This is a genomic window from Okibacterium fritillariae, assembly GCF_052783725.1.
Genome location: NZ_CP199917.1, coordinates 1,030,771 through 1,056,766 on the forward strand (window position 1 = coordinate 1,030,771; position 25,996 = coordinate 1,056,766).

The 25,996-nt window shown below is 68.2% G+C and carries 26 protein-coding genes and 2 pseudogenes; 15 read left to right on the top strand and 13 right to left on the bottom strand.

Features of this window, described 5'->3' with window-relative positions:
• Positions 1–137: 137 nt before the first annotated feature.
• Complete coding sequence (locus tag ACUWEX_RS04885; protein WP_445997284.1) at positions 138–989, top strand: NAD-dependent epimerase/dehydratase family protein; 852 nt, start codon at positions 138–140, stop codon at positions 987–989.
• Between the two features lie 70 nt (positions 990–1,059).
• On the opposite strand, the gene ACUWEX_RS04890 is transcribed toward ACUWEX_RS04885, so the two are convergent.
• The 5 genes and pseudogenes from ACUWEX_RS04890 to hrpA all read right to left on the bottom strand — a co-directional run bounded on the left by ACUWEX_RS04890 (position 1,060) and on the right by hrpA (position 7,658).
• Positions 1,060–2,268 carry an SDR family oxidoreductase gene (locus ACUWEX_RS04890; protein ID WP_445997285.1) on the bottom strand — a complete coding sequence of 403 codons (1,209 nt, stop codon included), beginning with the start codon at positions 2,266–2,268 and terminating at the stop codon, positions 1,060–1,062.
• A gap of 52 nt (positions 2,269–2,320) precedes the next feature.
• A pseudogene (locus tag ACUWEX_RS04895) lies at positions 2,321–2,419 on the bottom strand (DUF3418 domain-containing protein); the annotation flags it as partial.
• 3 nt (positions 2,420–2,422) lie between these two features.
• On the bottom strand, positions 2,423–3,010 hold the full coding sequence (locus tag ACUWEX_RS04900; RefSeq protein WP_445997286.1) for a DUF6036 family nucleotidyltransferase: 588 nt from the start codon (positions 3,008–3,010) through the stop codon (positions 2,423–2,425).
• Complete coding sequence (locus ACUWEX_RS04905; protein WP_445997287.1) at positions 3,007–3,477, bottom strand: hypothetical protein; 471 nt, start codon at positions 3,475–3,477, stop codon at positions 3,007–3,009. The genes ACUWEX_RS04900 and ACUWEX_RS04905 overlap by 4 nt, the downstream gene beginning before the upstream one ends.
• A 125-nt stretch (positions 3,478–3,602) precedes the next feature.
• Positions 3,603–7,658: an ATP-dependent RNA helicase HrpA gene (hrpA, locus tag ACUWEX_RS04910; RefSeq protein WP_445997288.1), complete on the bottom strand. Its 4,056-nt coding sequence runs from the start codon at positions 7,656–7,658 to the stop codon at positions 3,603–3,605.
• 105 nt (positions 7,659–7,763) lie between these two features.
• Here hrpA and ACUWEX_RS04915 point away from each other — a divergent pair, with 105 nt between their 5' ends.
• The 9 genes from ACUWEX_RS04915 to ACUWEX_RS04955 all read left to right on the top strand — a co-directional run bounded on the left by ACUWEX_RS04915 (position 7,764) and on the right by ACUWEX_RS04955 (position 15,141).
• On the top strand, positions 7,764–8,453 hold the full coding sequence (locus ACUWEX_RS04915) for a hypothetical protein (protein ID WP_445997289.1): 690 nt from the start codon (positions 7,764–7,766) through the stop codon (positions 8,451–8,453).
• Complete coding sequence (locus tag ACUWEX_RS04920; RefSeq protein WP_077053675.1) at positions 8,453–8,749, top strand: transcriptional regulator; 297 nt, start codon at positions 8,453–8,455, stop codon at positions 8,747–8,749. The genes ACUWEX_RS04915 and ACUWEX_RS04920 overlap by 1 nt, the downstream gene beginning before the upstream one ends.
• A 102-nt stretch (positions 8,750–8,851) precedes the next feature.
• Complete coding sequence (locus ACUWEX_RS04925) at positions 8,852–9,691, top strand: aldo/keto reductase (protein WP_079727099.1); 840 nt, start codon at positions 8,852–8,854, stop codon at positions 9,689–9,691.
• 184 nt (positions 9,692–9,875) lie between these two features.
• Positions 9,876–10,799, top strand: coding sequence for an NADP-dependent oxidoreductase (locus tag ACUWEX_RS04930; RefSeq protein ID WP_445997290.1), 924 nt, complete (start codon positions 9,876–9,878; stop codon positions 10,797–10,799).
• A 138-nt stretch (positions 10,800–10,937) separates the two neighbouring features.
• Positions 10,938–11,777 (top strand): DUF1684 domain-containing protein, encoded by an 840-nt coding sequence (locus ACUWEX_RS04935; protein WP_445997291.1) that lies wholly within the window; start codon positions 10,938–10,940, stop codon positions 11,775–11,777.
• Positions 11,778–11,947: 170 nt separating this feature from the next.
• Positions 11,948–12,541, top strand: a complete 594-nt coding sequence (gene msuE, locus ACUWEX_RS04940) for an FMN reductase (RefSeq protein ID WP_234990966.1) — start codon at positions 11,948–11,950, stop codon at positions 12,539–12,541.
• Positions 12,542–12,589: 48 nt separating this feature from the next.
• Complete coding sequence (locus ACUWEX_RS04945) at positions 12,590–13,102, top strand: hypothetical protein (RefSeq protein WP_079727103.1); 513 nt, start codon at positions 12,590–12,592, stop codon at positions 13,100–13,102.
• Positions 13,103–13,114: 12 nt separating this feature from the next.
• A complete protein-coding gene (locus ACUWEX_RS04950) occupies positions 13,115–13,900 on the top strand; it encodes a hypothetical protein (protein WP_079727104.1) in 786 nt (261 codons plus the stop codon).
• Positions 13,901–13,980: 80 nt separating this feature from the next.
• A complete protein-coding gene (locus ACUWEX_RS04955; protein WP_445997292.1) occupies positions 13,981–15,141 on the top strand; it encodes a hypothetical protein in 1,161 nt (386 codons plus the stop codon).
• Positions 15,142–15,156: 15 nt separating this feature from the next.
• On the opposite strand, the gene ACUWEX_RS04960 is transcribed toward ACUWEX_RS04955, so the two are convergent.
• The 5 genes from ACUWEX_RS04960 to ACUWEX_RS04980 form a co-directional block, all read right to left on the bottom strand.
• Positions 15,157–15,942 (bottom strand): SDR family oxidoreductase, encoded by a 786-nt coding sequence (locus tag ACUWEX_RS04960; protein ID WP_079727106.1) that lies wholly within the window; start codon positions 15,940–15,942, stop codon positions 15,157–15,159.
• Positions 15,939–16,523, bottom strand: a complete 585-nt coding sequence (locus tag ACUWEX_RS04965) for a TetR/AcrR family transcriptional regulator (RefSeq protein WP_079727107.1) — start codon at positions 16,521–16,523, stop codon at positions 15,939–15,941. The genes ACUWEX_RS04960 and ACUWEX_RS04965 overlap by 4 nt, the downstream gene beginning before the upstream one ends.
• A 100-nt stretch (positions 16,524–16,623) precedes the next feature.
• Positions 16,624–16,899, bottom strand: a complete 276-nt coding sequence (locus ACUWEX_RS04970; protein WP_445997293.1) for a hypothetical protein — start codon at positions 16,897–16,899, stop codon at positions 16,624–16,626.
• On the bottom strand, positions 16,890–17,420 hold the full coding sequence (locus ACUWEX_RS04975) for a hypothetical protein (protein ID WP_445997294.1): 531 nt from the start codon (positions 17,418–17,420) through the stop codon (positions 16,890–16,892). Before ACUWEX_RS04975 ends, ACUWEX_RS04970 begins: the two co-directional genes overlap by 10 nt.
• 102 nt (positions 17,421–17,522) lie before the next feature.
• Positions 17,523–17,912, bottom strand: coding sequence for an ArsR/SmtB family transcription factor (locus ACUWEX_RS04980; protein ID WP_445997295.1), 390 nt, complete (start codon positions 17,910–17,912; stop codon positions 17,523–17,525).
• A 131-nt stretch (positions 17,913–18,043) separates the two neighbouring features.
• Here ACUWEX_RS04980 and ACUWEX_RS04985 point away from each other — a divergent pair.
• Positions 18,044–18,772: pseudogene (locus tag ACUWEX_RS04985) on the top strand (NADPH-dependent F420 reductase); the annotation flags it as partial.
• 19 nt (positions 18,773–18,791) lie between these two features.
• Here the strand turns inward: ACUWEX_RS04985 and ACUWEX_RS04990 are convergent.
• The gene (locus ACUWEX_RS04990; RefSeq protein WP_077053663.1) at positions 18,792–19,223 is read right to left on the bottom strand and encodes an Lrp/AsnC family transcriptional regulator; all 432 of its coding nucleotides are present in this window, start codon (positions 19,221–19,223) and stop codon (positions 18,792–18,794) included.
• A gap of 142 nt (positions 19,224–19,365) precedes the next feature.
• On the opposite strand from ACUWEX_RS04990, the gene ACUWEX_RS04995 reads away from it, so the two are divergent.
• The 3 genes from ACUWEX_RS04995 to ACUWEX_RS05005 are packed head-to-tail and all read left to right on the top strand — an operon-like array spanning position 19,366 to position 23,443.
• Positions 19,366–20,394, top strand: coding sequence for an ornithine cyclodeaminase (locus ACUWEX_RS04995; RefSeq protein ID WP_445997296.1), 1,029 nt, complete (start codon positions 19,366–19,368; stop codon positions 20,392–20,394).
• Positions 20,395–20,408: 14 nt separating this feature from the next.
• The gene (gene ctlX / locus ACUWEX_RS05000; RefSeq protein ID WP_445997297.1) at positions 20,409–21,419 is read left to right on the top strand and encodes a citrulline utilization hydrolase CtlX; all 1,011 of its coding nucleotides are present in this window, start codon (positions 20,409–20,411) and stop codon (positions 21,417–21,419) included.
• Positions 21,416–23,443, top strand: a complete 2,028-nt coding sequence (locus tag ACUWEX_RS05005; protein WP_445997298.1) for a thioredoxin domain-containing protein — start codon at positions 21,416–21,418, stop codon at positions 23,441–23,443. Before ctlX ends, ACUWEX_RS05005 begins: the two co-directional genes overlap by 4 nt.
• Before the next feature lie 53 nt (positions 23,444–23,496).
• Here ACUWEX_RS05005 and ACUWEX_RS05010 read toward each other — a convergent pair whose 3' ends face one another.
• Positions 23,497–23,865, bottom strand: coding sequence for a hypothetical protein (locus tag ACUWEX_RS05010; RefSeq protein ID WP_445997299.1), 369 nt, complete (start codon positions 23,863–23,865; stop codon positions 23,497–23,499).
• Between the two features lie 65 nt (positions 23,866–23,930).
• On the opposite strand from ACUWEX_RS05010, the gene ACUWEX_RS05015 reads away from it, so the two are divergent.
• On the top strand, positions 23,931–24,599 hold the full coding sequence (locus ACUWEX_RS05015; protein ID WP_445997300.1) for a TetR family transcriptional regulator: 669 nt from the start codon (positions 23,931–23,933) through the stop codon (positions 24,597–24,599).
• Here the strand turns inward: ACUWEX_RS05015 and ACUWEX_RS05020 are convergent.
• The gene (locus tag ACUWEX_RS05020) at positions 24,586–25,959 is read right to left on the bottom strand and encodes an L-serine ammonia-lyase (RefSeq protein WP_445997301.1); all 1,374 of its coding nucleotides are present in this window, start codon (positions 25,957–25,959) and stop codon (positions 24,586–24,588) included. The two genes, ACUWEX_RS05015 and ACUWEX_RS05020, sit on opposite strands and share 14 nt — an antisense overlap.
• Between the last annotated feature and the right edge of the window lie 37 nt (positions 25,960–25,996).

Genomic DNA, 25,996 nt, shown 5'->3' on the forward strand with positions numbered 1-25,996 from the left:
CTCGACTTCCTCGCAAACGAAGCGCCCCGCATCCCTTACTGGGGAGTCGGGGCGCTTCGTCGTGCGGGCAGCGCTCTGCGTGCCCACGGCTCTGAGGGTCGGGCGTTGCGGTCAGGGTCGGAACGTAGGATTGCCGGATGAGCGTGATCATTGCGGGATGCGGCGACCTAGGCACCGAGGCGGGGCTGCGGTTCGCGGCGCTCGGGGAGCGAGTTGTCGGGCTGCGGCGCCGGCCGGAGGTGCTGCCGGCTGAGATCGAAGGGCGTCAGTCGGATCTGCGCGCCGAGACGCCCGTGATCGATGAGGATGCCTCGGTTGTGATCGTGCCGTTGGCGGCCGGTCGCCGCACCGTGGAGGAGTACCGCGCTACCTATGTGGATGGCCTGAGGCGCGTGCTCGACGGTATCGACGCGTCACGCGCCGACCCGCGGCTCATCGTCGTGTCATCGACCGCCGTGTACGACGTGACCGACGGGAGCGTCGTCACCGAGGAGACTCCGGCTCGGGGAGGGACGCCGACCGCCGACGTTCTGCTCGAGGCCGAAGAGTTGCTGCGCGATCGCAAACCCGAAGCGACGCTCCTGCGGTTGTCGGGCATCTACGGTCCGGGGCGCGAGCGGTTGATCGAGCAGGTGCGCGGGGGCACGGCGACACGTGTCCGCTCACCCGCCATGTCACCCCACACGAACCGCATTCACCGGGATGACGCGGCCGCTGCACTCGTGCACATCGCGGGGCTGGAGCATCCAAAACCCCTGTACCTCGGTACCGACGACGAGCCGACACGATTGGACGACGTGCTGAAGTTCATCGCGCGCGAGACCGGGTCGCCCGAGCCCGAGTTCGGAGACGTCGACGGGCGGCAGGCCGGTGGCGACAAGCGGCTCTCGAACGCTCTGCTGCGCTCGACGGGCTTCGAGTTCGCCTACCCGACCTACCGCGAAGGCTACCGAGCTGTGTTGGCCGGCCAGGGCATTCGACACGCGTAAAGAACCCTCCGCGGGCGGCCTGCTTTGGAGGCCTGGCCGCGAGAGAGGTACTTCGAGGTATCGGACAGGGTCAGCCCATCACGTCAGTGCCGGGACAACGACGCACAGTTGGACTGCTCGCGCAGAGCGGGAGCCCTGATCTGGCGCCGAGCCGTGCTCGCTGGGGGATGAGCTTTTCGGCGCGGTACTGGTCGAAGAGGGCCGTGAACGAGTCGACCGTGCGGTGGTGGGTGGTGAAACCGGCGAGGCGGCTCTTCGACATGTCAGTGACGACCTCCATGGTGCGACCGAGGTCGGCGTCGGTGTGCCACCAGGAGGCGAGGCGCGAGACATCCGCTTCGGCGAGGTCGTGGTCGCGCGCGATGGTCGACCAGGTCGACTCGATGCCCGCCATCTGCTGCTCGAGCGGCTGCGGTTCGGCGCCCGGGCCCACCGGCACGACACCGAAGTAGTCGGCCAGTCGCTGCCACATCCAGCGCCACCGGAAGACGTCGCCGTTGACCACGTTGAAGGGCTCGTTGCGGCCGGCCTCGTGCGTCGACGCCCAGACCATCTGCTCGGCGAGCACGGTGGCGTCGGTCATGTCGGTGAGGCCGTTCCACTGGGTCTCGCTGCCCGGGAAGATGAAGGGGCGCTCGAGAACGCGGCAGATCGTGGCATAGACGGCGAGCGTCAGGCCCATGTTCATGGCGTTGCCGACGGCATGGCCGACGACGGTGTGCGAGCGGTGGGTCGACCAGGTGAACCCGCGTCGCGCAGCGGCGGCGAACACCTCGTCCTCCTGCGCATAGTAGAAGTTCTGCTCGGCCCGGCGCGGCTCCTCCTCGCGGAACGGCGTCTCGGGGATCTCGCCCTGACCGTAGGCGTCGAACGACCCGAGATAATGCTTCAGGCCCGTCATGAGGGCGACATGCTCGAGGGGTGCGTGGTTGAGGGCTGCGAGCAGATCGCGCACCATCCCGCCATTGACGCGGATGTTCTCTTCCTCGGTGGCCTGACGCGACCACGCCGTGATGTACACGTGGCTGGGGTTTTCTGCGGCCAACGTTCGTGCGAGGTCGTCGGCGTTCTGCAGGTCGACCGAGACCCAGCGCACGTTGTCGCGCGCGATGCCGGGGCGGCGGGAGAGGGCCAGCACGGTCCACCCGTTGGCGGCGAGCAGGTCGACGGTCGCCGAGCCGCTGATGCCGGTCGCGCCGACGACGAGCGCCGTGCGGCCGGTGCCGTCGAGGACGGCGGGGGAGGACAGGGACGGGGAAGTGGTCGCTGAAGAAGTCATCCCCAGGGGTAACCCGGTCGTCACGTGTCGAATTCCCGGCGCCACCCGTGAGCTACTTGCCGCCGGCGAGGACCTTCGAGATGCGCTGTGGCGAGACGCTCTGCGCCGTGCCGAGCTGCTGCGCGAACAGGCTGATGCGCAGCTCTTCGAGCCTTCACGGGTTCGGACGGATAAATATGTCCAACCAATTTGAGATGACCTCAACCTTTTGAGGATGCAGGTCCGTCTGCGCGAGCCGATCCTTCAACAATCGGGGGTCAACGTACGAAACGTCGATCAGGCTCGACACGAAGGCGAGATCCTTTTCGCGGAAGGCGCTGAGTTTCGCGATGCAGAGGTCGTGTGGGTCTAGGCAGAGACCGGTGCGCTCTGAGATGCCTGTGGGGTGGCCACCTTCTGAGTCGCCCACGCCGACGCCTATGACGGGCACTCTCACCAAGCGTTCTTCCCACCCGGAGGGAAGGTCGGCAGTTTCGCGCCCCACGCCCTGGATGTAGAAGCCGTGGGCTTCATGAAACGGGGACCATTCTCCTGCCGCCCCGTCGAGCATGTCTGCGACCAGACTCACTGAATCGTCCTTCAGGGGAACGATATCGACCTCGGCCGAGAGAGTCGCTGCGACAGGGAGGTCGTTCTCCGAGTATGAACCCAGGATCGACTGGCTTCCAATGATGAGAACCTCGTCCTGCCGAATGATCTCGGTGGCGGCGCGGATTGCTTCTTCAAGATCGGCGCGCCTCATTCTGCTGTCGCTTTCGCTCGCCGGATGGCCTCGAGGCGCTCTTCCGTGGTGAGAGCGCCAGCAAAAGGCGAGTTCTGTCGCATGTCGCTGGCGTACTCCGAATCGTCGACGATGAGCTGAAGGATGCGTGGAACGTTACGTTCGTCGGAGACGAGCCCGCGCCAGTCGTCGAGCCAAGCGTGAGCGCGAGACCCGTGCACGACCGCTGACATCCGCTCGATGTTTGTCGGTGCGAGAGCAAGGATGGGGCGCGGGTTGTCGATGAGTTTCTTCGCGAGTGTTCGGTGCAGCTCGCGCGATACCCGCTCTTCGCGCCGGGTGGCGCTCACCCTGCGCTCGGTCGACGCCGGCGCGGCCTCGACCATCACGATCTGGTCGAGTGCTTGATGAGCGCGACGGAGTGTGGAGAGCATGATCGTGCCGCGATCTTCAGATGCTTCCATCTGTGAAATCGCCGCCCCCGTCACGCCGAGCCGCCGACCGAGCTCCCTCATGCCGACACCTTGGCGGATTCTGCTGTCGCGAATCGTAGACATTCGACCTCCCGCCGTTTAGCTACGACTATACAGTTCGACAGGGAGTTGCACGAGAGCTATTTGCCGCCGGCGAGCACCTTAGAGATGCGCTGCAGCGAAACGCTCTGCGCCGTGCCGAGCTGCTGGGCGAACAGGCTGATGCGCAGCTCTTCGAGCATCCAGCGGGCGCGCGCCAGGTTGGGTGGGCTGTGCGGGGCCAGGGGGATGCGGCCGCCGGCCTCCGTGAAGCGTTGCGTGGCGGTTTGCACCTCGGTCATCCACACGCGGTCGCGGTTGGGGTTGTCGGGCAACCGGTCGACGCGGTAGGCGATGCCCGCGAGGTAGCGCGGCAGGTGGCGCAGGTATTCGAGGCCCGTCGCCGACACGAAACCGGGGAACACGAGGCCGTTGCGTTGGTCGCGGGCATCGCTGAGCGCCGTGATGAGCGTCATGCTCGTGGCATCCTTGATCGCCTTGTCGACGTTGCGTGCGGCCGTGAGGATGCGGGCCACGAGGGCGACGATCTCGAACATGAGGTCCATGACCGAGGCGGACACGCGGTCGCGCACGGCCTCGAATTCGGCGCGCAGGTGAACGGCGCCGTCGGGCTTCATGCGGAACAGCACATCGTCGACGGCGGCGGCGAGGCAGTCGTCGAAGAGCGCGGCCGTGGTCGTGTAGGGGCTCGTGGCGAGCGTCAGCTTCTCGGCGCTCGTGAGGTGCTGCTGCACATAGGCCGCGGGGGAGGCGACCGAGAGCAGCAGCAGGCGGCGCACGCCGGCGGGCAGCGCTTTGGCCTGTTCTTCGGGCGTCGCGAGAATGCGGATGGATACGCTGTCGCCGTCGTCGACGAGCGCGGGGTAGCCGCGGATCACATTGCCGCCCAGGTTGACGTCGACGAAGCGCGGCAGCTCGTCGAGATCCCACTTCGTGAGGCCCGAGCGTTCGAGAGCGTTGGGCGTGGCCTCGGCGGCCTTGGCCACCGACGCGCGGCTGCGGTGCGCCAATTGTCGCTGCAGCTCGCGCAGATCCTTGCCCGAGGCGATCCGCCGTCCGCGCTCGTCGACCACCTTGAAGGTGACCTTGAGGTGGTCGGGCACCCGCTCGAGCTCGAAGTCGCCCGCGCCGACCTCCATGTAGGAGAGGCGTTTGATCGAGTCGGTGAGCCGCGCCGCGAGCGTGTCGGCGTCGGTCGCCACGGGCGTCGGCGGCGCCTCGGGCAGCTCGTTCATGAGGCGCGTCGCCCAGTCGGCGGCCGGCACCACGTTCTTGCGGATGTGCTTGGGCAGCGATTTGATCATGGCCGTGACGAGGTCGTGGCGTAGCCCCGGCACCTGCCAGTCGAAACCGGCGGGGGAGAGGCGCGGCAGCAGTGCGATGGGAACGGTGACGGTGACGCCGTCGTCCTCGGTTCCGGGTTCGAAACGGTAGCTCAGCTTGAGCCGCTGGTCGCCCTGGCGCCACTCGGGCGGGAAGAGTGACTCGTCCACATCGGGGGCGTCGTCGGGCAGCAGGTCTTCGCGGCGCATGGTGAGCAGGTCGGGAGTGGTGCGCTTGGCCTGCCGCCACCATCCCTCGAAGCTGCGTGTGCTGAACACATCGGCGGGGATGCGCGCGTCATAGAACTCGAAGACGGCCTCGTCGTCGAACAGGATGTCGCGGCGACGCGTGCGCTCCTCGAGCTGCGACAGTTCCTTGCGCAGCTGGCGGTTCGCGCGGTCGAACTGTTGCGGCGATTCCCACTCGCCCTCGACAAGCGCGTGCCGGATGAACAGTTCGCGGGAATGCTCGGGGTCGACGCGCGAGTACTGCATGCGCCGCCGCGGGATGATGGGCACGCCGTAGAGCGTGACTTTCTCGAATGCCACGACCGAGCCCTGCTTCTTCTCCCAATGCGGCTCGCCGTAGCTGTGCTTGCACAGGTCGCCCGCGATGGGTTCGGCCCAGGCCGGGTCGATGACGGCGTTGGTGCGCGCGAACAGGCGGCTGGTCTCGACGAGCTCGGCGCTCATCACGGCGGCGGGCTGCTTCTTCGCGAGAGCTGAGCCGGGGAACAGGGTGAAACGGGTGTGGCGGGCGCCGATGTACTCGCCCTTGCGCGCGGCACCGGATTTCTGGCCGGGCAAGGGTTTTGCCCCGCGACCCTTCACGGGCGCCGCGACGGTCTGGTCTTTCAGGCCGATATGCGACAGCAGGCCGGCGAGCAACGAGCGGTGGATGCCATCCGGGTTGACGGCCGGTTCGTGGATGTCGAGACCGATCGGCTTGGCCAACTGGCGCAGCTGCCGATACACGTCCTGCCACTCGCGCACACGCATGTAGTTGAGGAACTCGGCCTTGCAGAGCCGCCGGAACGCGCTCGACGAGAGCTCGGCCTGCTGCTCCTCGAGGTAGTTCCAGAGGTTGAGCAAGCTGAGGAAGTCACTCGTCTTGTCGACGAACCGCGCGTGCTGCTCGTCGGCCTGCTGGCGCTTCTCGAGCGGGCGTTCGCGCGGGTCTTGAATCGTGAGCGCCGCGACGATCGCGATGACCTCGCGCGACGTGTTGTGCTTCTTCGACTCGACGATCATGCGCGCGAAACGCGGGTCGATCGGCAGGCGGGCCAGGTCGCGGCCCACGCGCGTCAGGCGGTGCGCGCGCGTGCCGCTGGCGGACCCGGATCGGGTCTCGGCCGCGGCCGTCTTCTCTGTGGCGGCGGTGGCGGTGTCGTCGCTGCGTTCGGCGTCTGCGTCGCCATCGGCTGTGCGGCCAGCGCCGCGTGCGGACGACCCCGCGCCGCGTCGTCGCGACCGGTCGTCCTCGCCGGGCTTCTGCAGCGCCCCGAGCTCGAGCAACAGATCGACGCCATCCTTCACGCCGCGCGAGTCCGGCGGCTGCAGGAACGGGAACGCCTCGAGGTCGCCCAGGTTGAGCGACACCATCTGCAGGATGACGGCCGCCAGGTTGGTGCGCAGGATCTCGGGCTCGGTGAACTCGGGCCGCTTCTCGAAGTCCAACTCGCTGTAGAGCCGGATGGCGATGCCGTCGCTCGTGCGCCCCGACCGCCCCGAGCGCTGATTCGCCGACGCCTGCGAGATGGCCTCGATGGGCAGGCGCTGCACCTTCGACCGCACGCTGTAGCGCGAGATGCGCGCCGTGCCCGCGTCGATCACGTATTTGATGCCGGGCACCGTGATGCTCGTCTCGGCCACGTTGGTGGCGAGCACGACACGGCGCCGCACGCCGACGCGCTTCGACGGCTGGAACACCTTCTGCTGGTCGGCCGTCGACAGGCGCCCATAGAGGGGCAGGATCTCGGTCGTACCCGTGGCCCCCACGCGCGAGCCGTTGTACTTCGCATTCAGCGCGTCGGCGGCGTCGCGGATCTCGGCCTCGCCCGACAGAAAGACGAGCACGTCTCCGGATGCTTCGAGCGAGAGTTCGTCGAGGGCGTCGGCGATGCCGTCGATGTAGTTGCGGTCGTCGGTGGCGGAGGCATCCGCGGGGTCGAGTGTGCCGCCCTCACCGTCGGACGATGAGGAGTCGTCGGTTGCGGCATCCGCGTCGGCGACCAGCGGGCGATAGCGGATCTCGACCGGGTAGGTGCGGCCCGACACCTCGACGATGGGGGCGCCGCCGAAATGCTTGGAGAAGGACTCGGGGTCGATGGTGGCCGACGTGATGATGAGCTTGAGGTCGGGGCGCTGGGGCAGCAGTTGCTTGAGATAACCGAGCAGGAAGTCGATGTTGAGGCTGCGTTCGTGGGCCTCGTCGATGATGATGGTGTCGTATTTCGACAGCGTGCGATCGCGGTGGATCTCGTTGAGCAGAATGCCGTCGGTCATGAGCTTGATGCGCGTGTTCTTCGACACCTTGTCGGTGAAGCGCACCTGATAGCCGACGAGTTCGCCGACCTCCTGACCCATCTCGTCGGCGATGCGCTCGGCGATGGTGCGGGCGGCGAGACGGCGCGGCTGCGTGTGCGCGATGTTCTCGCGGCCCAGCTCGAGGCACATCTTGGGCAGCTGCGTGGTCTTTCCCGACCCCGTGGCACCCGCGATGATGATGACCTGGTTGTCGCGGATGGCGCGCTGGATGTCTTCGCGCATCTGGCTGACGGGCAGCTCGGGCGGGTACGTGATCGTGGAAGACATAGCCTTCCATTCTATGCGCCGGGCGGGGGAGTGGGCGGCCGGGCTGCGGGACGGCGGGAATCAAAGCTGTTGACTTAACAAAGTGGTTTGCGATACAAAGTAGACATGACAAACCACACACCGGCCGCCTCCGCCGACGACGCGCCCGCCGACATTCGTGAAATGCTGCGCCTCAGCCAGCAGCAGAACGAGAAGATGACCCGCGTCTTCGACCGCCCGACCACCATCATCGTGCTCACGTGGGGTGTGGCCTGGTTCGTCGGCTTCCTCACCCTGTGGTCCGCCACCGAGGGCAACCCCTGGTTCCGCACGCCCATCGTGCCGGCTGGCATCGTCTTCACGGTGCTCATGGTCGCGGGCATCATCGTCTCGGCCGTCGTCGGGTCGCGCACCGGCCGTGGCATGCGCGGTGCGGTCGCGTTCCAGGGCACGGTCTACGGCATCTCCTGGGCCATCGCGTGCATGGCCGTCCCCTTCTTCGGCGGTGCCCTGCTCGCCAACGGCATGTCGCCCGAGCTCGCGGCGCTCTTCTATCCGGCGGGTTATTCTCTCGTCGTGGGAATCCTCTATCTGGCCGGCGCGGCGCTCTGGAACGACAAGCCCATGCTCGGCGTCGGCATCTGGATCATCGTCGTCGGCATCGGCGCACCCTTCTTCGGCGCCCCCACCAACTACCTCGTCATGGGTCTGCTGGGCGGCGGGGCGTTCCTCGTCTACGGCGTCTGGCTCGTGCTGCGCCAGCGCCGTCGTGTGGCCCGCTACAGCCGCACGGATGCTCGGGCGGCGGTCAACTGATGGACGACCTCGATCCGGTCATCCACGCCCAGGCCCGGTTGCGCATCACGTCCACGCTCGCGGCCCTCGACGCCGACAGCAGCATGTCGTTCCCGCGCCTGCAGGAGTTGCTCGACATGACCGCCGGCAACCTCTCCACCCACCTGCGCAAGCTCGAAGACGCCCAGTATGTGACGGTCGAGAAGACCCACCACGGCCGCACGCCCGTGACCTACCTGGCGCTCAGCAAGACGGGCCGGCGCGCGTTCGAGGACTACATGGAAACGCTGCGAGCAATGCTCGGGCCGCACGCCTGAGGCCCTGTCAAGGGAGGCCGCCGCTTTTCGCTGACAGCGAGAAAAGACGGGTTCTCAGACATCCGCGGAATCAATCGGCGGGGCGAGTGCTTAGCTTGAAACATGACTGAATCGACCACTGTCCCCACGCTCACGCTCAACACGGGAGCCACCATTCCCCAGCTCGGGTTCGGCGTCTTCCAGGTCGACCCCGACGAGACCGAGCGCATCGTCGCCGACGCTCTCGAGGTGGGCTACCGTCACATCGACACCGCCGCCATCTATGGCAACGAGGAGGGTGTCGGCCGCGCGATCGCGAAGAGCGGCATCCCGCGCGACGAACTCTTCATCACCACCAAGCTGTGGAACAGCGACCAGGGCACCGAGTCGGCGCACGCCGCCATCGACACGAGCCTCGAGAAGCTCGGCCTCGACTACGTCGACCTCTACCTGATCCACTGGCCCACGCCCGAGAAGGGTCTCTACGTCGAGACCTGGAAGGCCATGGAAGAGATCCTGGCCAGCGGCAAGACCCGCGCCATCGGCGTCTCGAACTTCCTCGTCGAGCACCTGCAACACATCCTCGACCTCGGTGGCACCGTTCCGGCCGTCAACCAGATCGAGCTGCACCCCGCCCTGCAGTCGCTCGAGCTCACGCAGTTCGCACGCCAGCACGGCATCGAGATCGAGGCCTGGGGTCCGCTCGGCCAGGGCAAGTACCCCCTGTTCGAAGAGGACGCCGTCGTCGCGGCCGCCGAGGCGCACGGCAAGTCGCCCGCCCAGGTGGTGCTGCGCTGGCACATCCAGAACGACAACATCGTGTTCCCCAAGTCGAACAGCCGCGAGCGCATCCAGCAGAACTTCGAGATCTTCGACTTCGAGCTGACGCCCGAAGAGGTTTCGGCGATCGACGCGCTCGAGCGTGACGGCCGCGTGGGCGCGCACCCCAACGAGGTCAACTAGTTTCATCCGGCGGCCCGTGAGGGTTGCCTCCCGAGGGCCGAGGCATCCAGACCGGATGTTTCGGCCCTCGCTTGTTTCAGGCGGCGTTCTCGGCTCCCGCACGATGCGCGAACCGGCGAACCGCGAACCGCGAACCTCGACCTTCGACCCGCGACACAACCGCCATGTACGTGAAAGGAATCTCATGCCCCGTTTCGTTCAGTTCACCGAGTATGGAGACGTCGACCGCCTCGAGGTGATCGAGGTCGAGAAGCCCGGGCCTGCCGCCGGCGAGGTGCGCGTGCGGGTGACCGCCGCCGGTCTCAATCCCGTGGACTTCAAGTTGCGCGAGGGTGGGCCCGCCGCGGCCGCCTTCGGCGTGATGCTGCCGTCGGGCAATGGAAACGACTTCGCCGGTGTCGTGGATGCGGTCGGCGAGGGTGTGACGCAGTGGACGGGCGGGCAGCGTGTGTTCGGCGCCCGCCGGTTCTATGCGCAGGCCGACTACGTGATCGTGGGGCCCGAGCACGAGTTGCACGCGACGCCTGACGCACTGCCCGACGAGGTCGCGGGAACGCTCGCGATCGCCGGTCGCACCGCCCAGGCATCCGTTCGGGCGGTCGGAGTGTCGAGCGGTGAGACGGTGCTCGTGTCGGCTGCGGCCGGCGGCGTCGGCATCCTGGCCTGCCAGGTCGCTCGGCTGCGAGGTGCCACGGTCATCGGTACGGCGAGCCCGTCGAACCACGAGTTCCTGCGCACCATCGGCGTCGTCCCGGTGGCCTACGGCGAGGGGCTCGTCGAGCGCGTGCGCGAGCTGGCGCCGCAGGGTGTCGATGCCGTGCTCGACAATGCAGGCGCCGAGACGCAGGATGCCGGGCTCGCGCTCGGCGTCGACCCGGCTCGCATCAACACCATCGCCGACCGTGGGCACGCCGCCCGCATCGGCGCGCAGGGCGTTGGCGGTGCCGATGCCCGGCCCGACGACCTCGTCGAGATCGCCGAACGCCTGGCCGACGGATCGTTCGTGCTGCCGATCGCGCGGGCGTTCCCGCTCGACGACGTGCGCGAGGCCTACCGTCTGCTCGAGGGTGGGCACGTGCGCGGCAAGGTCGTGCTCACGACATCCTGACCGGTTCCGGACGGGCGCCGACATCCGGGGCATAATCGCCCGCGGGATCGGGTTGAATGAAGAGGTCGGCGCAAACCGGCGAGGAGATGTGCGGCCGGCGCAATGATCCGATCGGCACGAAGATTTGAGGAGCCAGCAATGAGCGACAGCATCGAACAGACCGAGAGCTTCCTGGGCGAGGCAACGGATGACGCGTTCCGACGCAGCTGGGCGGCCTGGCACCAGGCTCGTCTGCGCGCCACGCTGTCGCCGCTCGGCCTCGCCTCGCTCGCGGCCACGCACTGGCTCACGAACGAGCCGACCCCGTATGACGGCGTTCCCGGCGTGTGGTCGGCGACGCGCGACGGCGTGCGCGGCGTGGCCGACGAACTGACCGGCTCGGCCGTGCTGCAAGACGGCGAGTCGTATGCGACCGTGGGCGGCGACGGCGTGACGCTGCGCTCCGGCCAGGAGATCGCCTGGGGCGACAAGCGGCTGCGCTACTTCGAACGCGACGGCGTGCTGGCCCTGCGCCTGATCGACCCGGATGCCCCGACGCGCAGCGCTGTGCGCGACATCCTCGCTTTCGAACCCGACGAGAACTGGGTGTTCGAGGCGGACTTCACGCCCGCCGACGCCGACCACCGCTTCCGGAACGAAGCCATCGACGGTCACGTGGCCGAGGAGCACCCCGCCGGCACCGTGTCGTTCGACCTGAACGGTGAGGCCGTGTCACTCACGGTCACGGGCGGCCCCCGCGGTTTCAGTGCCGTGCTGGCCGACGGGACAAGCGGTTCCGAGACCTACCGCTTCCGCTTCCTGCGCATCGACGCTCCGGGCGCCGACGGCCGCGTGCGCGTGGACTTCAACCGGCTCTACCTGCCACCCTGCGCGTTCAGCGACTTCTATGTGTGCCCGCTGCCGCCCGCCGGCAACCGCCTGACGACGCCGATTCGCGCGGGCGAGAAGAACCTCGACCTGGTCGAGCAGCCCGCTTAACGGGTCAGCTGCTCGGCTCGAGCCGTGCGACAAGCAGTCGGGCCGCACCGACTCCGAGCCAAACTCCGATTGGCGGCCGAGCGCGCCGCTAGGCCCTCCGACCGGAGCGCTCTTTACGCCGTGTTGCGGCCCGCCGTGCGGTGACGGGCAGGCGGGTCTAGCGTCGAGACATGTCTGAAAACGTGTCGTCCCGCCTGCGAGTCGTTGCCGTGTCGGGAAGCCTGCACGAGCCCAGTAAGACGACGGCGCTCATTCGCCGCATCGTCGCCGAGCTCGGTGAGCGCATCGACATCGACGTGCACCTCATCGAGATCTCGAAAATCGGCCCCGAGTTCGCGGGCGCCCTGAACCGCGGCCAACTGCCCGACAGCGTCGAGCAGGAACTCGTTCGCATCGAACAGGCTGACCTGCTCGTGGTCGCCAGCCCCGTCTACCGCGGCTCGTTCACGGGCCTCTTCAAGCACCTCTTCGACTTCGTCGACCAGTACGCGCTCGTCGACACGCCCGTGCTGCTGGCCGCAACGGGCGGGGGAGAGCGGCACGCCCTCATCCTCGAGCACTCGTTCCGCCCGCTGTTCGGTTTCTTCCAGGCGCTCACGCTGCCCATCGGGGTCTATGCGTCGAACTCGGACTTCGACGGCTACGAGATCCGTTCCGAGGCGCTCATCCAGCGCATCCAATTGGCCGTCACGCGCGGGCTGCCCGTCATCGCCCGGCGCGCATCGCTCGACGAGCCCGTCTCGAGCTACGTCGGCGCCTGGTAGATCTACTCGGGATATAAGACCCGCTGACTGTTCTGCGAAGATGTGGGGATGACCTCGCCGCGGCCCCTGGCGATCCGCGCGATCGCATCCGTCCGCCCGTCGCTCATTCTGCGGCGGCCCCGGCGCGTCTGTTACTACGACGCCTTCTGGCCCAACGGCTGGGTGCAGCGCAACATCAGCCCGAGCGCGATCATGTACCAGCGCGACCCGGCCGACTATTCGGTCTTCGAGAAGCAGCTTCACGCGGCCTGCCCCGAGGTGGGTGTCGGCTCGTGGATCGACTACTTCGGCTCCAACCTCGATGCCGTCATCGGCGATGTGCCCGTGGAGCCCGCCACTGGGCTGGGACGTCGCATCGACTATGAAGAGCCCGGTGTTCCTCGCCCCGATCGAACGCGCGTGCGGCGAGCCCAGAAGCTTGGTATCGGCGTGTGTTGCCTCGTCGCCGGAGGGGCGCTCATCATTCTGAACGGCAGCACGGGCTTCCTGGCGTTCATCGGGTTCTCGTTCTGCGTGGTGGGGCTGGCGCTGCTCAGCACGTCCTGGCGCCGACCGAAATGACATAATCTCGCCATGGGTGCATGGGGTGCGGGTGTTTTCGCCAACGACACGGCAGCCGATATCCGGAGCGCGTATCGGGAAGCGCTCGAAGACGACCTTCCGGATGATGAGGCCCGGGAACGCGTCCTCGAACAGTTCTCGTATCTCCTCGCGCGTGATGACTCGGCGGGGGAGTTCTGGATCGCCCTGGCCGCTGCGCAATCGCAGGTGGGGCGTTTGGATGACGACGCGCGTGATGCTGCGCTGACCGCCATCGATCGCGGCGACGGTCTCGACGTCTGGGTCGAGGCGGGAACCACCGAGCTCGCTCGTCGTCGGGCGGCCCTGCAGAAGTTGCGGGCCCAGCTCACGGGACCGCAACCGGCCCCGAAGCGCCTGCGTCGCCCCTGGCGCCACGTCGAAACCGAGCTGACAGCCGGGGATATCCTCAGCTACACCACCCCGGACGGCCGGCTGGTCCTCTTCCGCGTGGCGGGGATTCGACATTCGCGCTACGGCGACGCACCGAGTCTCGAATGGCTGAACTGGTCGGGCCCTGAGCTGCCGCCTGTCGCCGTGCTGAGTCGCCTGAGCGCGCACATGGTGCCGGCGTCGATATCGATGCCCCGCCGCCCGCTCATCTACTCGGTGACGCGTTTTCGCCGAAAGGACGCAACCTGGCGGGACTGCGGGTTCCACCTCGCCGCCCGCCTGCCGAACTGGCCGAGCTACGACGATCTGCCGCAAAACTTCTCAGCCGGCTGGCGCGCGCTCGCCCTCACCGCTGACAAGCACCCAGACCCCGTCGCCGCCCGGTAGCGGGGGATCAGACCGCGGTGCGGCTGAGTGGCTGGCATGGCGAATGGAAGTCGCGCGCCGTGGCGCAATAGGGTCGGAATATGATTCGTGTGATCGCATCCGCGGCCCTCGGCGCGCTCCTCGGGGGCGTGGTGCTCGCTCTTGTCGGGCCGTCCAGCGTGGGCCAAACCATCGCCCTTGTCGCCCTGCCCGTGCTCATCCTCACATCGGTGCTGATCCTCATCGCCCGGTCGACGGGTCGCATGATCGGCGCTTCCCCGGCCGCTGTTCAACAGGCACGGGATGCGCGGCGCCTCGGCATTGCACGCATCGACGCCCTGCGCCAGACCGGCACTCAGATCAACGACCAGCCGCTCTGCGAGCTCGACCTCACCGTGCAGCCGCTGAGCGGTGCGGCCTACTCGACCACGGGGCGCACGATCGTGCCGCTCACGGCGATCCCCATGTTCCAGGCCGGTTCCGAACGCGAGGTGGCGATCCTCCTCGACGGTGGCCCCGAGGTGGCGTTCATCGACGGCGGTGACCTCAGCCCTGCGGAACGCGCACGCCTGAGCGTGCCGAGCCGCGCAACCGCGCCGTTCATCCTGCCCGAAAAACATGTGCGCATCGTCAACGGGAAGCGACAGGCGCCCCTGCTCGGGGTCGGAAAACGCGGCCGGGGTCTGCGCATAGCAGTGTTCGTGGCGGCCGCCGTGGTGGCGGCGGCCATCGTGATCGTGCCCTATCATCACTCGATTGAGCAGGGCATCCTTGCCCTGCAAGACGGTCGCCTACGCCCCGACCTCCGTCGGCCCGATGCTCTCGCCGACGCCCGTGAGGCACTCGAGGCGGAGATCGGGCACGATCGGGTGGTGCGGGTGATCGTGGCCGAGGACTTCGTCGTGGTCGATGCGCCGTTGCGCCCCGGTGACACGAAGACCGACCAGTGGACGTACCGCGACGGCGAGGTGATGCACGGTGGGGGAGCGCCGTCTCAACCCGACAGCGCCGCCGAGCAGTTCGCCTGGTCCGCCGTCTCCCTTGATCGACTCTGGCCCCTCCTCGAGGAGGCGTCGGCGCAAGTCGACCTTCCCATCACCGATTCCACCGTGCGCATCGCCCGCGGCTCCGACGGCAATATCGACAGCCCCACGTTCGGACAGTCGGTCGCTGCGCCCACGATCGGGTTCAGTCTCGGCGACGACTACGGCAGCACCTTCTTCCGAGCGAACGCAGACGGGTCACAGCTCACCGCCTCCTGACGTCCACCGATATGGCTAGACGGTCTCCGGGCGACGGATGCTTTCGGCACCGCCGTCGATGAAGATGACCTGTCCGGTCACGTAGAGGTTCTCCTCGCTGGTGAGCCAGGCGAGGAGGTTGGCGACGGCGATCGGGTCGGCGGCGGGACCACCGAAGGGTGCGGGTGCCCCGGCATCCATGGCGGCTCGACCCTCTTCGGTCTCGAGTGCGGCGGCCGTCATGGGGGTGAGGATGACTCCGGGAGCGACGGCGTTCAACGCGATTCCGGCCTTCGCCCACTCGGCCGTCGGGGCGGTGCGGCGCATCCAGCGAGCGACCGACAGCTTCGAGGTCGTGTAGAGCACGGATGACCCGGCGGCGTTCGTTGTCGCGCCGAGGCTCCCGGCGTGGGTGAGCGCGGCCTCTTCGTCGCCCGATTCGATGAGCGAGAGAAGCCGGTCGTCGACCTCTTCGAGCGCGGCGAGGGAGGCGACCACGGCGGCGCGGGGAGCATCCGATTTCGCCAGCAGCGGGCGCAGTCCTTCGAGCGTCGCGACGGCCCCGAAGTGGTTCACCGCGACGGTCACCGGGGCGGGCACGACGAGCCCGGCGATCGCGAGAACTCCGTCGACGACGCCTCCGCTCAGGTCGGTGGCCTGCTCGACGAGTGCCGTGCGGCCCTCTGCCGTCGTGAGGTCGACGTTGATGTCGGCGTCTTTCAGGTCGACGCCGATGACGGTGTGGCCGTCGGCGCGGAGTTTTGCCGCGGTGGTCTTTCCGATGCCGGATGCTGAACCGGTCACGATGTAGGTGCGAGTCATGATGGGGTGTGGTTCCTTTCGTCGTTGATCAACCAGGGTGGGAGGAGCGCCAGGAGATGGTCCTGCACGCGTGAGGCGGGGAGGGGGTCGTCGCTGAGAAGCCAGGCGGTGATCACGGCCATCGATCCGCCGGCCACGTAGTCGGCGGTCACGCGCGGGTCGAGGTGCTCGGGAACGGTCGCACGCATGGTGTCGAGCGCCTGTTCCGCGAACGCGTCGTGAACGGCACGGTGCGCCTCGGTGGTCGTGCGACTGCCGAGGACGCCGGCATAGAGGCTGCGCCTGCGGTCGAATTCGGCGACGAGGTGAGCGGTGGTGGCCCGGGCGGTCTCGAGAGGGCTGGTGGACTGACGCAACCGCAGGTCGAGCGCCTCGATCTCGGTGAACGCGGCGGTGAGGATGTCGACGGCGAGGGCATCGAGGTCGCGGAACTGTGTGTAGAACGTCGACCGGCTGATGCCTGCCTCGGCCACGATCGCGGCAACCGTGATCTCATCGCCCGCCGCGGACAGCGTCTCGACGGCACCGATGATGGCGGCACGCGTGCGCGCGGGGCGCGGGTCCTCGACTCTGGGGGTCACACGTCGAGGCTAGCATTTTTCGGACACATGTCGGAAAAAGAAGTATGAGCGCGCCGAAGGTCGTGCGCGCGGGCGTCAGGGTGTTAGGCCGGTCCGGTTCTCAGGACCCGCCGTCCGCTCCGGATGGCCGCTCATCCTCGTCCTCCCGCTCGCGCAGTTCTTGAGCACGGCGACCGTCGCGGTAGAGGCTCACGATGCCGGCGATGATCGCGATGATGCCGAGTGGAAGGCCGAGATAGGCAAAGAGCTGCGAGCGGCTGCCCGAGGGCGGAGACCCCCACCATCCGGCGTACCACGTGGCGGAAACGATGATGGCGAAGATTCCGAAGCCGATGATCGCCCAGCCGTCGGTGGTTTTTCCGCGCCTTATGAACATGGCCCACCCCCGTTTATCGTGCGCGCGCGTCGACGCGTTACGGAGGCGCTGAATGCGAGTGCGATACCCGTCAGGGCCACCATGAGGGAGGCGATGCCGATCAGGGTTGCCGCCGCGAGATGCTCAAACGACAGGACGGGGCCGATCGTGAAGGTCGCGCTCTCGACGGGACCGTCGCATGTGAGGACGACGGTGCCGGCGGCCCGGGCGTCGAAGCTGCCCTGGGCGTCCCACCGGGCAGGAATCCAGAGGTCTTGCTGAATCATGCTCGGCCGCAGACCGAGTTCGTCGTCGCCGACCCGGCCGGTGCAGGTGATCGAGTCCCACTCATCGGATGGTGTGACATACACGGCGTGATCGCCGGCCGACACGTCGACCGTGAGGCGCTCGCCGAAGGCGACCGGCGCGGCCGTGCTCAAACCGGGAGCGGCCAGGATGGCGAGGGCCCCGAGCATCCCGATGATGCCGAGGCAGACTGCCACCCAGCCCAGGGTGCCGGTGGCCGATCGGTTCTTCGTCACTGTCGGCTCCTCGTGCTCGCGGCTACTGCGTCAAACGTAGTGCGGCCCGCGCGCCGAGCACATGGGTAGGACTGCCCGCATGCGATGCCAACCGACACTCGGCTAGCTCGGTCGATCCGCTTGGGCCTCGTGTTCGTGCAGGACGAGGGTGAGTAAGCCGGGGAAACGGCGCTCGAGCTCTTCGTCGCGCAGCCAGTTGCGGTGGCGTGTGCCGTCGACCTCCTGGCGGATGATGCCGGCTTCCCTCAGGACGCGCCAATGCCGGGTGAGGGCGGACTTCGACACCCCGAAATCGGACGTGCTGCACGCCGTCCCGGGTGTGGAAGCGATGTTGTGGACGAGGGCGCGTCGCACCGGGTCGCTCAGTGCCCGCATGACGTCGAAGAGGTCGAACTCGTCTTCGGCGGGGATCGTGAGCGGGTTCGACAGGCGGCTGGCCATCAACGCTCCCTTCTCGAGCATCCAGATGCATGTACACACTGTCGTGTACATGGGTTATGGTTGATGTACGCGGTGTCATGTACATCCTGCCTGATCAGGCGGATGTTGTCCACCAGACACGGCGCCACCGGCACTGAGCAGGATGCCTCGGGCACCCCACGCACAACGCGCACACCACGGAGAAGGAAGATCGCATGTCCACACTGGCCATCATCGGAAGCGGCAACATCGGATCGGCTGTGGCGCGCCTCGCCGTCGCGGCGGGCATGAACGTCGTCATCGCGAACTCACGGGGCCCCGAATCGCTCGCAGACCTCATCTCCGAGCTCGGCCCGCTCGCCCGCGCCGCCGAGGTCGATGAGGCCGCCCGTGTCGGTGACGCCGTCGTTCTGTCGATCCCGCTGCCCGCGGTGCAGGGCCTCGCCGACGGTGTGCTCAGGGGCAAGATCGTCCTCGACACCAGCAACTACTACCCCTCGCGGGACGGCCGGATCGCCGAACTCGACCTTGGAGACGTGACGACGAGTGAGCTCGTGCGGGGATGGCTGGGGGAGGCGCGCTACGTGAAGGCGTTCAACAACATCCTCGCCCACCACATCCCGCTCCTCGCTCGGGCGAAGGGAACGGCAGATCGCTCAGCTTTGCCGATCGCGTCAGATGACGCTGACGCGAAGGTCGAGGCGGCTCGCATTATGGACGAGCTCGGTTTCGACACGGTCGACGCCGGCTCGATCGCCGACAGCTGGCGCTTCGAACCGGAGTCGGCCACATACACGCGCATGTACCTCGCCGACCCGGCCACGCCCGATTCCGAGCTGATGTCCTCGGTGCCCGGCGTCACTCCCGCTGACAAGGTCTCGTCGACGCTCGCTGCGGCGACCCCGGTCGACGTGTCGAAGCGCGTCTTCTAGCACGCCCGCGAAAGCAACCTCAGCGCAGCACCGAGCTCAGCAGCAGGCTCGTCTCGCTGTTGATGACGCCCTCGATGCGGCGGATGGCGCCCAGCACGCGGTCGAAGTCGAGCAGTGTCTCGGCGCGCAATTCGGCCACGAGGTCCCAGCCGCCGTTCGTCGTGTGCAGCGAGCTGATCTCGGGAAAGCCGCGCAGCTCTCGGATGACGTGGTCGGTCGAGCGGCCCTCCACCTCGATGAAGGCCACGGCCTGCACGCTGCCCGCCTCGACCTCGTCGCGCACGCGCACGGTGAATCCGACGACGGTTCCGGATGCGATGAGCCGATCGAGCCGGCTGGTCACCGTTGCGCGGGCCACGTGCAGGGTGCGCGCGAGCTCGGCCACGGGCGCGCGGCCGTCGGCGCGGAGTTCGGCGAGGAGGCGGCGGTCGAGGTCATCCAGCTGGGCCATTGTCACAGTGTATGTCGGCAGTGAGCATTGTGCGCAGCGATAGCGCAGATGTACTGCACTCAGCATATTGAGCGTGCATATCGCCTAGGAATAGCGTCGAGGGGACGGGGTTCTCCGGCCCCGCCGTGAGAAGGGAACCCCGATGACCCGATTCGTCGACGTGAAGAACATGGTGCGGTGGGTGTCGACCACCGGCCCCGAGCGCATCATCCGAGGAATGATCGAGTACGTCGAGGCCGACTTCGCCCGCTGGAACAGCTTCGACAAGTCGCCGCGCGTCGCCAGCCACACGCCCTTCGGCGTGATCGAGCTCATGCCCACGAGCGACGGCGAGACCTACGCGTTCAAGTACGTCAACGGTCACCCCTCGAACCCCGCGCGTGGCTTCCAGACGGTGACCGCCTTCGGTGTTCTGGCCGATGTGCACAACGGATACCCGACGTTCCTGGCCGAGATGACGTTGCTCACCGCGCTGCGCACGGCCGCGACATCCGGCTTCTTCGCCAAATATCTCGCACGCCCCGACTCGCGCACCCTCGCCCTCATCGGCGCGGGCAGCCAGGCCGAATTCCAAGCACTCGGGATGCGAGCAGCCCTCGGCATCGAGCAGGTGCGCCTGTGGGACACCGACCCCGCCGCCATGGAGAAGGTCGCCCGCAACCTGACCCCCCTGGGCTTCGACGTCGTCATCGCCGCGAGTGCCGCCGACGCGGTCGATGGCGCCGACGTGATCACGACGTGCACGGCCGACAAGGCCCTCGCGACCGTGCTGACCAGTGACCTCGTCGCGCCCGGCGTGCACCTCAATGCGATCGGCGGCGACTGTCCCGGCAAGACCGAACTCGACCCGGCGATTCTCGAGCGCGGCGACGTGTTCATCGAGTTCGAGGCGCAGACGCGCATCGAGGGCGAGATCCAGCAGATGTCGCCCGCGTTCCCGGTGACCGAGTTCTGGCGCGTCGTCACGGGTGAGCACCCCGGCCGCACGTCGCCCGAGCAGATCACCATTTTCGACTCGGTGGGCTTCGCCATCGAGGACTTCTCGGCTCTGCGCTACCTGCGCGACGCCGTCGACGGCACCGAGTTCTTCGAGGAGATCGACCTCGTCGCGTCGCCCGAAGACCCGAAGGACCTGTTCGGGCTCGTCGGCCAGCTCTCGCCCGTCGGCTGAAACGGCCCGACACGGTGAGCGTCCAGGCCCCGCGGGCGGTCGTCATGATACGCCCGCACCACTTCACACCCAACCCGCTGACCGCCGCCGACAACGTTTTCCAGGTGGCGGGCGGGGTGCCCGAGGCGGCCGAACCGCTCGTCGCCAGCACGGCGCACGACGAGGTGACGCGCGCCGCCGGAATCCTCGAGGCGGCGGGCGTGCGCGTGCACCTGTTCGACGACCCGCAGCCCGACCGCCCCGACAGTGTGTTCCCGAACAACTGGCTGTCGACGCACGCGGGCGGGCACGTCGGGCTCTTCCCCATGTACGCGCCCAACCGGCGCGGCGAGCGGCGGGGCGACGTGATCGAGATGCTGAAGCGCGACTACCGCGTGCAGAACGTTATCGATTATTCGGGTCTCGAATACGACGACACCTTCCTCGAGGGAACGGGTGCCATGGTGCTCGACCACGCCGCGCGCGTCGCCTACGTGGCCCGGTCCCACCGCGCCGACCCGATCGCGCTCGAACGGTTCTGCGCCGACTTCGGCTACGAACCCATGGTCTTCGACGCGGCCGACCCCGAGGGTGTGCCGATCTATCACACCAACGTCATGATGTGCATCGCCACCGATTTCGCGCTCATCGGCCTCGACCTCATCACGTCGGCTGCGCGCCGGGCCGAGGTCTCCGAGCGCATCGCCTCACACGGGCGGGATGTCATAGCCCTCGACTTCGAGCAGGTGCGCGACTTCGCGGGCAACGCCATGGAGCTGCGCACCGCGGCGGGTGAACGCATCCTGGCCCTGTCGTCCCGTGCACACCGCAGCCTGCGGCCGGACCAGCTCGCCGTGATCGAACGCAGCTGCCGCGTGGTGCCGCTCGATGTGCCCACGATCGAGCTCGCGGGCGGGTCGGTGCGGTGCATGTTGGCGGGCATCCACCTCGACGCGCGGCCGGCGCGGCCAGCCGTGAAGGAAGCTCACTCGATCGACGCAAGTCCCTTGGCTCGACAGGTGGCCGTCCCTACCCTGGGAGTATGACGAACAGGCTCGCGACCGCCATCAGCCCGTACCTGCGCCAGCACGCCGAGAACCCGGTGAACTGGTATCCGTGGGGGGAAGAGGCCTTTGCCGAGGCCAAGCGTCGCGATGTGCCGCTGTTCGTGTCCATCGGCTATTCGACCTGCCACTGGTGCCACGTCATGGCGCGCGAGTCGTTCTCGGATGAGGGCGTCGCGGCCTATCTCGACCAGAACTTCGTGGCCGTGAAGGTCGACCGGGAAGAGCATCCGGATGTAGACGCCAGCTATCTGGCCGCTGCGGGCGCGTTCACCCCCAACCTCGGCTGGCCGCTCTCGGTCTTCGTCACCCCCGACGGCGGACCCTTCTTCGCCGGCACCTACTACCCGCCCGTGCCCATCGAGGGACACCCGTCGTTCTCGCAGGTGCTACAGGCCGTGACCGAGGCCTGGACCGAGCGGCGCGACGGTGTGGAGGAGACGGCCCGGCAGCTGACCGAGGCGATCCAGGCGGCATCCGATATGCCCGCCGAGCAGATGGCGGCGGCTGATGCGGCCAAGGGCACGGAGGCCGGCGAGGGGGCGGGTACCGCGGCGAACGCGAGCGACGCTCACACGGACGACTCGCGCACGGAGGGCGCCGTGCGGCTGCCGGCGGGGGATGCCTCGAGCGACGCTTCGTTGCGCGCTCTCGGCGACGACGATCTCGCCCGGGCCGTGCGCGCGCTGGCGGCCCACGAAGACCCGCAGTTCGGCGGGCTGGGCACGCAGGCCAAGTTCCCCGTCGCACCCGTCGTCGGGTTTCTCGTCGAACGCGCCGACGGCCGAGACCTCGCCGATCGGATGCTGCGCACCATGGCATCCTCGCCCCTGCGCGATGACGTCGAGGGCGGGTTCTTCCGCTACGCGACGCAGCGCGACTGGTCCGATCCGCATTACGAGCGCATGCTCTACGACAACGCGCTGTTGCTCGACATCTACGCGACGCGCGGCGCCGAGACTGGCACCGAACCTGGCACCGAGACCGGCACCGGCTGGGCGCGCGAGGCCGCCGAGGGCATCGGCGCGTTCCTGCTGCAGGTCATGCAGCTGCCGACCGGCGGCTTCGCGAGCGCGCAGGACTCGGAGAGCGTGATCGACGGCCAGCGCGTCGAAGGCGGTTACTACGGTCTCGACGCCGCCGAGCGGGCCAGCCAGTCCGCGCCGGCACTCGACGAGAAGGTGCTCACGGGCTGGAACGGTTTGGCGATCGGGGCCTTGGCCCGCGCCGGGCGTTTGCTCGGGCATCCCGAATGGATCGAGTCGGCGCGCTGGGCCGCCGACTACCTGCTCGAGAACCATGTGCAACCGAACGGCAAGCTCGTGCGCGCCTCGGTGGCCGAGCAGAAATCCGACGCAGCAGCCTCGCTCGAAGACTATGGGATGCTCGCCGGCGGCCTGCTCGAGCTCGGCATCGCCACCGGCCAGGCGGTGTATTTCATCGCGGCCCAGAGGCTGGTCGATGCCACCCTGCCCGCCGACGTCGACGACCCATTCGTGCTGCCCGAGGGCGGCGACCCGCTGCTCGGCGCGCACGGCCTCGCGGTGGCGGGTGACCCCTCCGAGGGCGCCTACCCGTCGGGGCCCACATCGATCGCTCAGGCCTGCTGGCGGCTCTACGAACTGGGGGCGGGGGAGCGCTACCGGCAGGCAGCCGAGCGCACCGTGCGCCGGGTCGCGCCGCTGGCCCTCGCCAACCCGGTGTCGTTCGGGGCGACGTTGGCGCTCGCCGAGCGACTGCGGCGACCGCTCGTGCAGCTGGTGGTGGTGGTTCCGGATGCCGCGGCCGACGCCTCGCCGTTCCTCGACGCCCTCGCCACCCTGCCCACGAGCCTCAGCGTCGCGGTGAGTCAGTCGGCCGCCATCGAGCTGGGCCAGATCGGACTCGAACTCTTCGCCGGCCGCACGGCACTGGAGTCGCGGGCCACGGCCTACCTCTGTCAGGACTTCGTGTGCCGGCTTCCCGTGCACACGGCCGAGGAGCTGGCCGAGGGGTCGGGCAGCTAGCCTCGGCTCGGACTGCTAGCTTCGGCTCGGACTGCTAGCTTCGGCTCGGGCCGCTAACCTCGGTTCGTCTGGTCGGCGTGCAAGTCGGGCGCGAGCCAGCGGCCGTCGCGGCGCTCGATGGGTGTCTCGGCCACGATAGCGGGGCCGTCCTGGGGGAGTGGCCCCCAGATGCTCGCCGCGTCGCCCGTGATGTCGACGCGCAGGCCGGTGTTCCGGAGTTCGGCCTCGTCGATGACGATGGCCACGAGGGGCAGGCCGAGGTCGCCGAACACGTCGTCGAGCACCCGTTGTGTACCGCCCGGGGTCGTCGCCCGCACGAAGTCGCCGTCGACGAGGGGGATGCCGCGCGTCGCGACCTCATATTCGCCGAACGGGCGGCAGGCCTCCCAGTCGTCGGAGATGGCGATGTGGATGAGTGTCATGGCGGGTCCTTCGCTCGAATGAAACGCTAGAGTAGCATTAAGTGATTCGATGGGAAGGACGGGCGATGACCGCCAAACGGGGCCGTCCGACGGCCGAGGAACGCAGCGCTCGGCGCGACGCGATCATCGACGCGGGCATCGAGCAATTCACGCGCCTCGGTTTCGACGCCACCACGATCGACGCCATCGCGGCCGCCGCGGCCGTCGCCAAACGCACCGTCTACACCTATTTCGGCGACAAGGCCGGGGTCTTCGAGGCCGCCGTCGACCGGCTGCACGATGCCGAGACGGCCGTTCCGAGTGCGCACGCCGAAGCTGCCATCGAGACCCGCCTCAACGCCGCTCACGATACGGCCGCTGCTGTGGGCGAGGCCGGGCAGCCGGCGCCTGCCACGCTCCTCGACGCGTCGACCGACCTCGTCTTCCGGCTGCACGGCGACGACGCGATCGCGCTGCACCGCCTCGTGGTGGCCCAGGCGCCGCATTTTCCCGACCTCGCGGCCCGCTTCTACGACCGCGCGCCCCGCCGATCGATCGCCGACCTCGAGGGGTTCACGCGTGACGCCCCCCTCGCCGAACTGCTCTACGGCGCGCTGCTGGGAGAGCCGCACCGTCGCCGACTGCTGGGGCTCGAAGCATCCCCGAGCCGAGCGGATGCCGCGGCACACGCCTCGCGCACGCTCACAGCGCTCGGGCTCGACCCGCTCGCCACCCGCCGCGTCAGCACTCGGTGACGTTGACCGCGAGCCCGCCTTCGCTGGTCTCCTTGTAGCGCGTGGACATGTCGATGCCCGTCTGGCGCATGGTTTCGATGACCATGTCGAGCGAGACGAGGTGCGTGCCGTCGCCGTGCAGGGAGAGGCGCGCGGCACTGACGGCGGTCGACGAGGCGATGGCGTTGCGCTCGATGCAGGGGATCTGCACGAGGCCCGCGACCGGGTCGCACGTGAGGCCGAGGTGATGTTCCATGGCGATCTCGGCGGCGTTCTCGACCTGCGCGGGGGTTCCGCCGAGCACGGCGCACAGTGCTCCCGCGGCCATCGCGCACGCCGAACCGACCTCGGCCTGGCAGCCGCCCTCGGCGCCCGAGATCGACGCGTTGGCCTTGAACAGCGAGCCGATGGCCGTGGCCGTCAGCAGGAAGCGGCGGATGCCGTCGGCCGAGGCGCCCGGCACGAAACGCAGGTAGTAGCTGGCGACGGCGGGGATGATTCCGGCGGCCCCGTTCGTCGGAGCGGTGACGACCCGCCCGCCCGAGGCGTTCTCCTCGTTCACCGCGAGGGCGAAGGCCTGCAGCCACTCGGTCGCGAGGTCGCGCTCGGCCGGGTTGGTCACGGCATCCAGGCGCTTCTTCACGAGGTTGGCTCGGCGTTTGACGTTGAGGCCTCCGGGCAGCACGCCCTCGGTCTCGAGCCCGTGGGCCACGCACGATGCCATGGCCGACCAGATGGCGTCGAGTCCGGCATCCACCTCGGCGCGCGGGCGGATGGCTTCCTCGTTGGCGCGCGCGATCTGACAGATGCTCAGGCCGGTGTCCCGGGTGATCTGTAAGAGTTCGGTGGCCGTGCGATAGGGGTGCGGGTAGACGGGCTCTGCAGCATCCGCGCCGTCTTCGCCCTCGCGGTGAATGAAGCCGCCGCCGACCGAGAAGTAGGTTTCGCTCACGAGGGGCAGCGCGTCGCCCTCGTGCCAGGCGTGAAAGGCCAGGGCGTTGGGATGTCCGGGCAGACGCGTCCGCGGTTCGAACGACACGTCGCCCATGATCATCGTGACCGGTCGCTCGCCCGCCACGAGCACGGTCTGGCCGCCGTCGCCGAGCGCGGTCCACGCACCGCGGACGTCATCCGGGTCACAGGTCTCGGGGGCGAAACCGGCGAGGCCCGCGACGACGGCATCCGGGGTGCCGTGGCCGATTCCGGTCGAGCCGAGCGAACCGTAGAGGGAGCAGGTGACGCGGTCGACGCTCTCGAGCAGCCCGGCGGCGTAGAGGCGCTGGGCGAAAACGAGGGCCGCTCGCATGGGGCCGACCGTGTGTGACGACGAGGGGCCGATTCCGATCGAGAAGAGATCGAACGCCGAAACGTACACCGCCATGGGGCTCCTTACCTGGTACCGCTGCCACTATACGCGG

Coding starts and splice junctions, on each gene's coding strand:
- ACUWEX_RS04885 (WP_445997284.1), top strand. CDS start 138: ATGAGCGTGATCATTGCGGGATGCGGCGACCTAGGCACCGAGGCGGGG.
- ACUWEX_RS04890 (WP_445997285.1), bottom strand. CDS start 2,268: ATGACTTCTTCAGCGACCACTTCCCCGTCCCTGTCCTCCCCCGCCGTC.
- ACUWEX_RS04900 (WP_445997286.1), bottom strand. CDS start 3,010: ATGAGGCGCGCCGATCTTGAAGAAGCAATCCGCGCCGCCACCGAGATC.
- hrpA (WP_445997288.1), bottom strand. CDS start 7,658: ATGTCTTCCACGATCACGTACCCGCCCGAGCTGCCCGTCAGCCAGATG.
- ACUWEX_RS04915 (WP_445997289.1), top strand. CDS start 7,764: ATGACAAACCACACACCGGCCGCCTCCGCCGACGACGCGCCCGCCGAC.
- ACUWEX_RS04920 (WP_077053675.1), top strand. CDS start 8,453: ATGGACGACCTCGATCCGGTCATCCACGCCCAGGCCCGGTTGCGCATC.
- ACUWEX_RS04925 (WP_079727099.1), top strand. CDS start 8,852: ATGACTGAATCGACCACTGTCCCCACGCTCACGCTCAACACGGGAGCC.
- ACUWEX_RS04930 (WP_445997290.1), top strand. CDS start 9,876: ATGCCCCGTTTCGTTCAGTTCACCGAGTATGGAGACGTCGACCGCCTC.
- ACUWEX_RS04935 (WP_445997291.1), top strand. CDS start 10,938: ATGAGCGACAGCATCGAACAGACCGAGAGCTTCCTGGGCGAGGCAACG.
- msuE (WP_234990966.1), top strand. CDS start 11,948: ATGTCTGAAAACGTGTCGTCCCGCCTGCGAGTCGTTGCCGTGTCGGGA.
- ACUWEX_RS04945 (WP_079727103.1), top strand. CDS start 12,590: ATGACCTCGCCGCGGCCCCTGGCGATCCGCGCGATCGCATCCGTCCGC.
- ACUWEX_RS04950 (WP_079727104.1), top strand. CDS start 13,115: ATGGGTGCATGGGGTGCGGGTGTTTTCGCCAACGACACGGCAGCCGAT.
- ACUWEX_RS04955 (WP_445997292.1), top strand. CDS start 13,981: ATGATTCGTGTGATCGCATCCGCGGCCCTCGGCGCGCTCCTCGGGGGC.
- ACUWEX_RS04960 (WP_079727106.1), bottom strand. CDS start 15,942: ATGACTCGCACCTACATCGTGACCGGTTCAGCATCCGGCATCGGAAAG.
- ACUWEX_RS04970 (WP_445997293.1), bottom strand. CDS start 16,899: ATGTTCATAAGGCGCGGAAAAACCACCGACGGCTGGGCGATCATCGGC.
- ACUWEX_RS04980 (WP_445997295.1), bottom strand. CDS start 17,912: ATGTACACGACAGTGTGTACATGCATCTGGATGCTCGAGAAGGGAGCG.
- ACUWEX_RS04990 (WP_077053663.1), bottom strand. CDS start 19,223: ATGGCCCAGCTGGATGACCTCGACCGCCGCCTCCTCGCCGAACTCCGC.
- ACUWEX_RS04995 (WP_445997296.1), top strand. CDS start 19,366: ATGACCCGATTCGTCGACGTGAAGAACATGGTGCGGTGGGTGTCGACC.
- ACUWEX_RS05005 (WP_445997298.1), top strand. CDS start 21,416: ATGACGAACAGGCTCGCGACCGCCATCAGCCCGTACCTGCGCCAGCAC.
- ACUWEX_RS05010 (WP_445997299.1), bottom strand. CDS start 23,865: ATGACACTCATCCACATCGCCATCTCCGACGACTGGGAGGCCTGCCGC.
- ACUWEX_RS05015 (WP_445997300.1), top strand. CDS start 23,931: ATGACCGCCAAACGGGGCCGTCCGACGGCCGAGGAACGCAGCGCTCGG.
- ACUWEX_RS05020 (WP_445997301.1), bottom strand. CDS start 25,959: ATGGCGGTGTACGTTTCGGCGTTCGATCTCTTCTCGATCGGAATCGGC.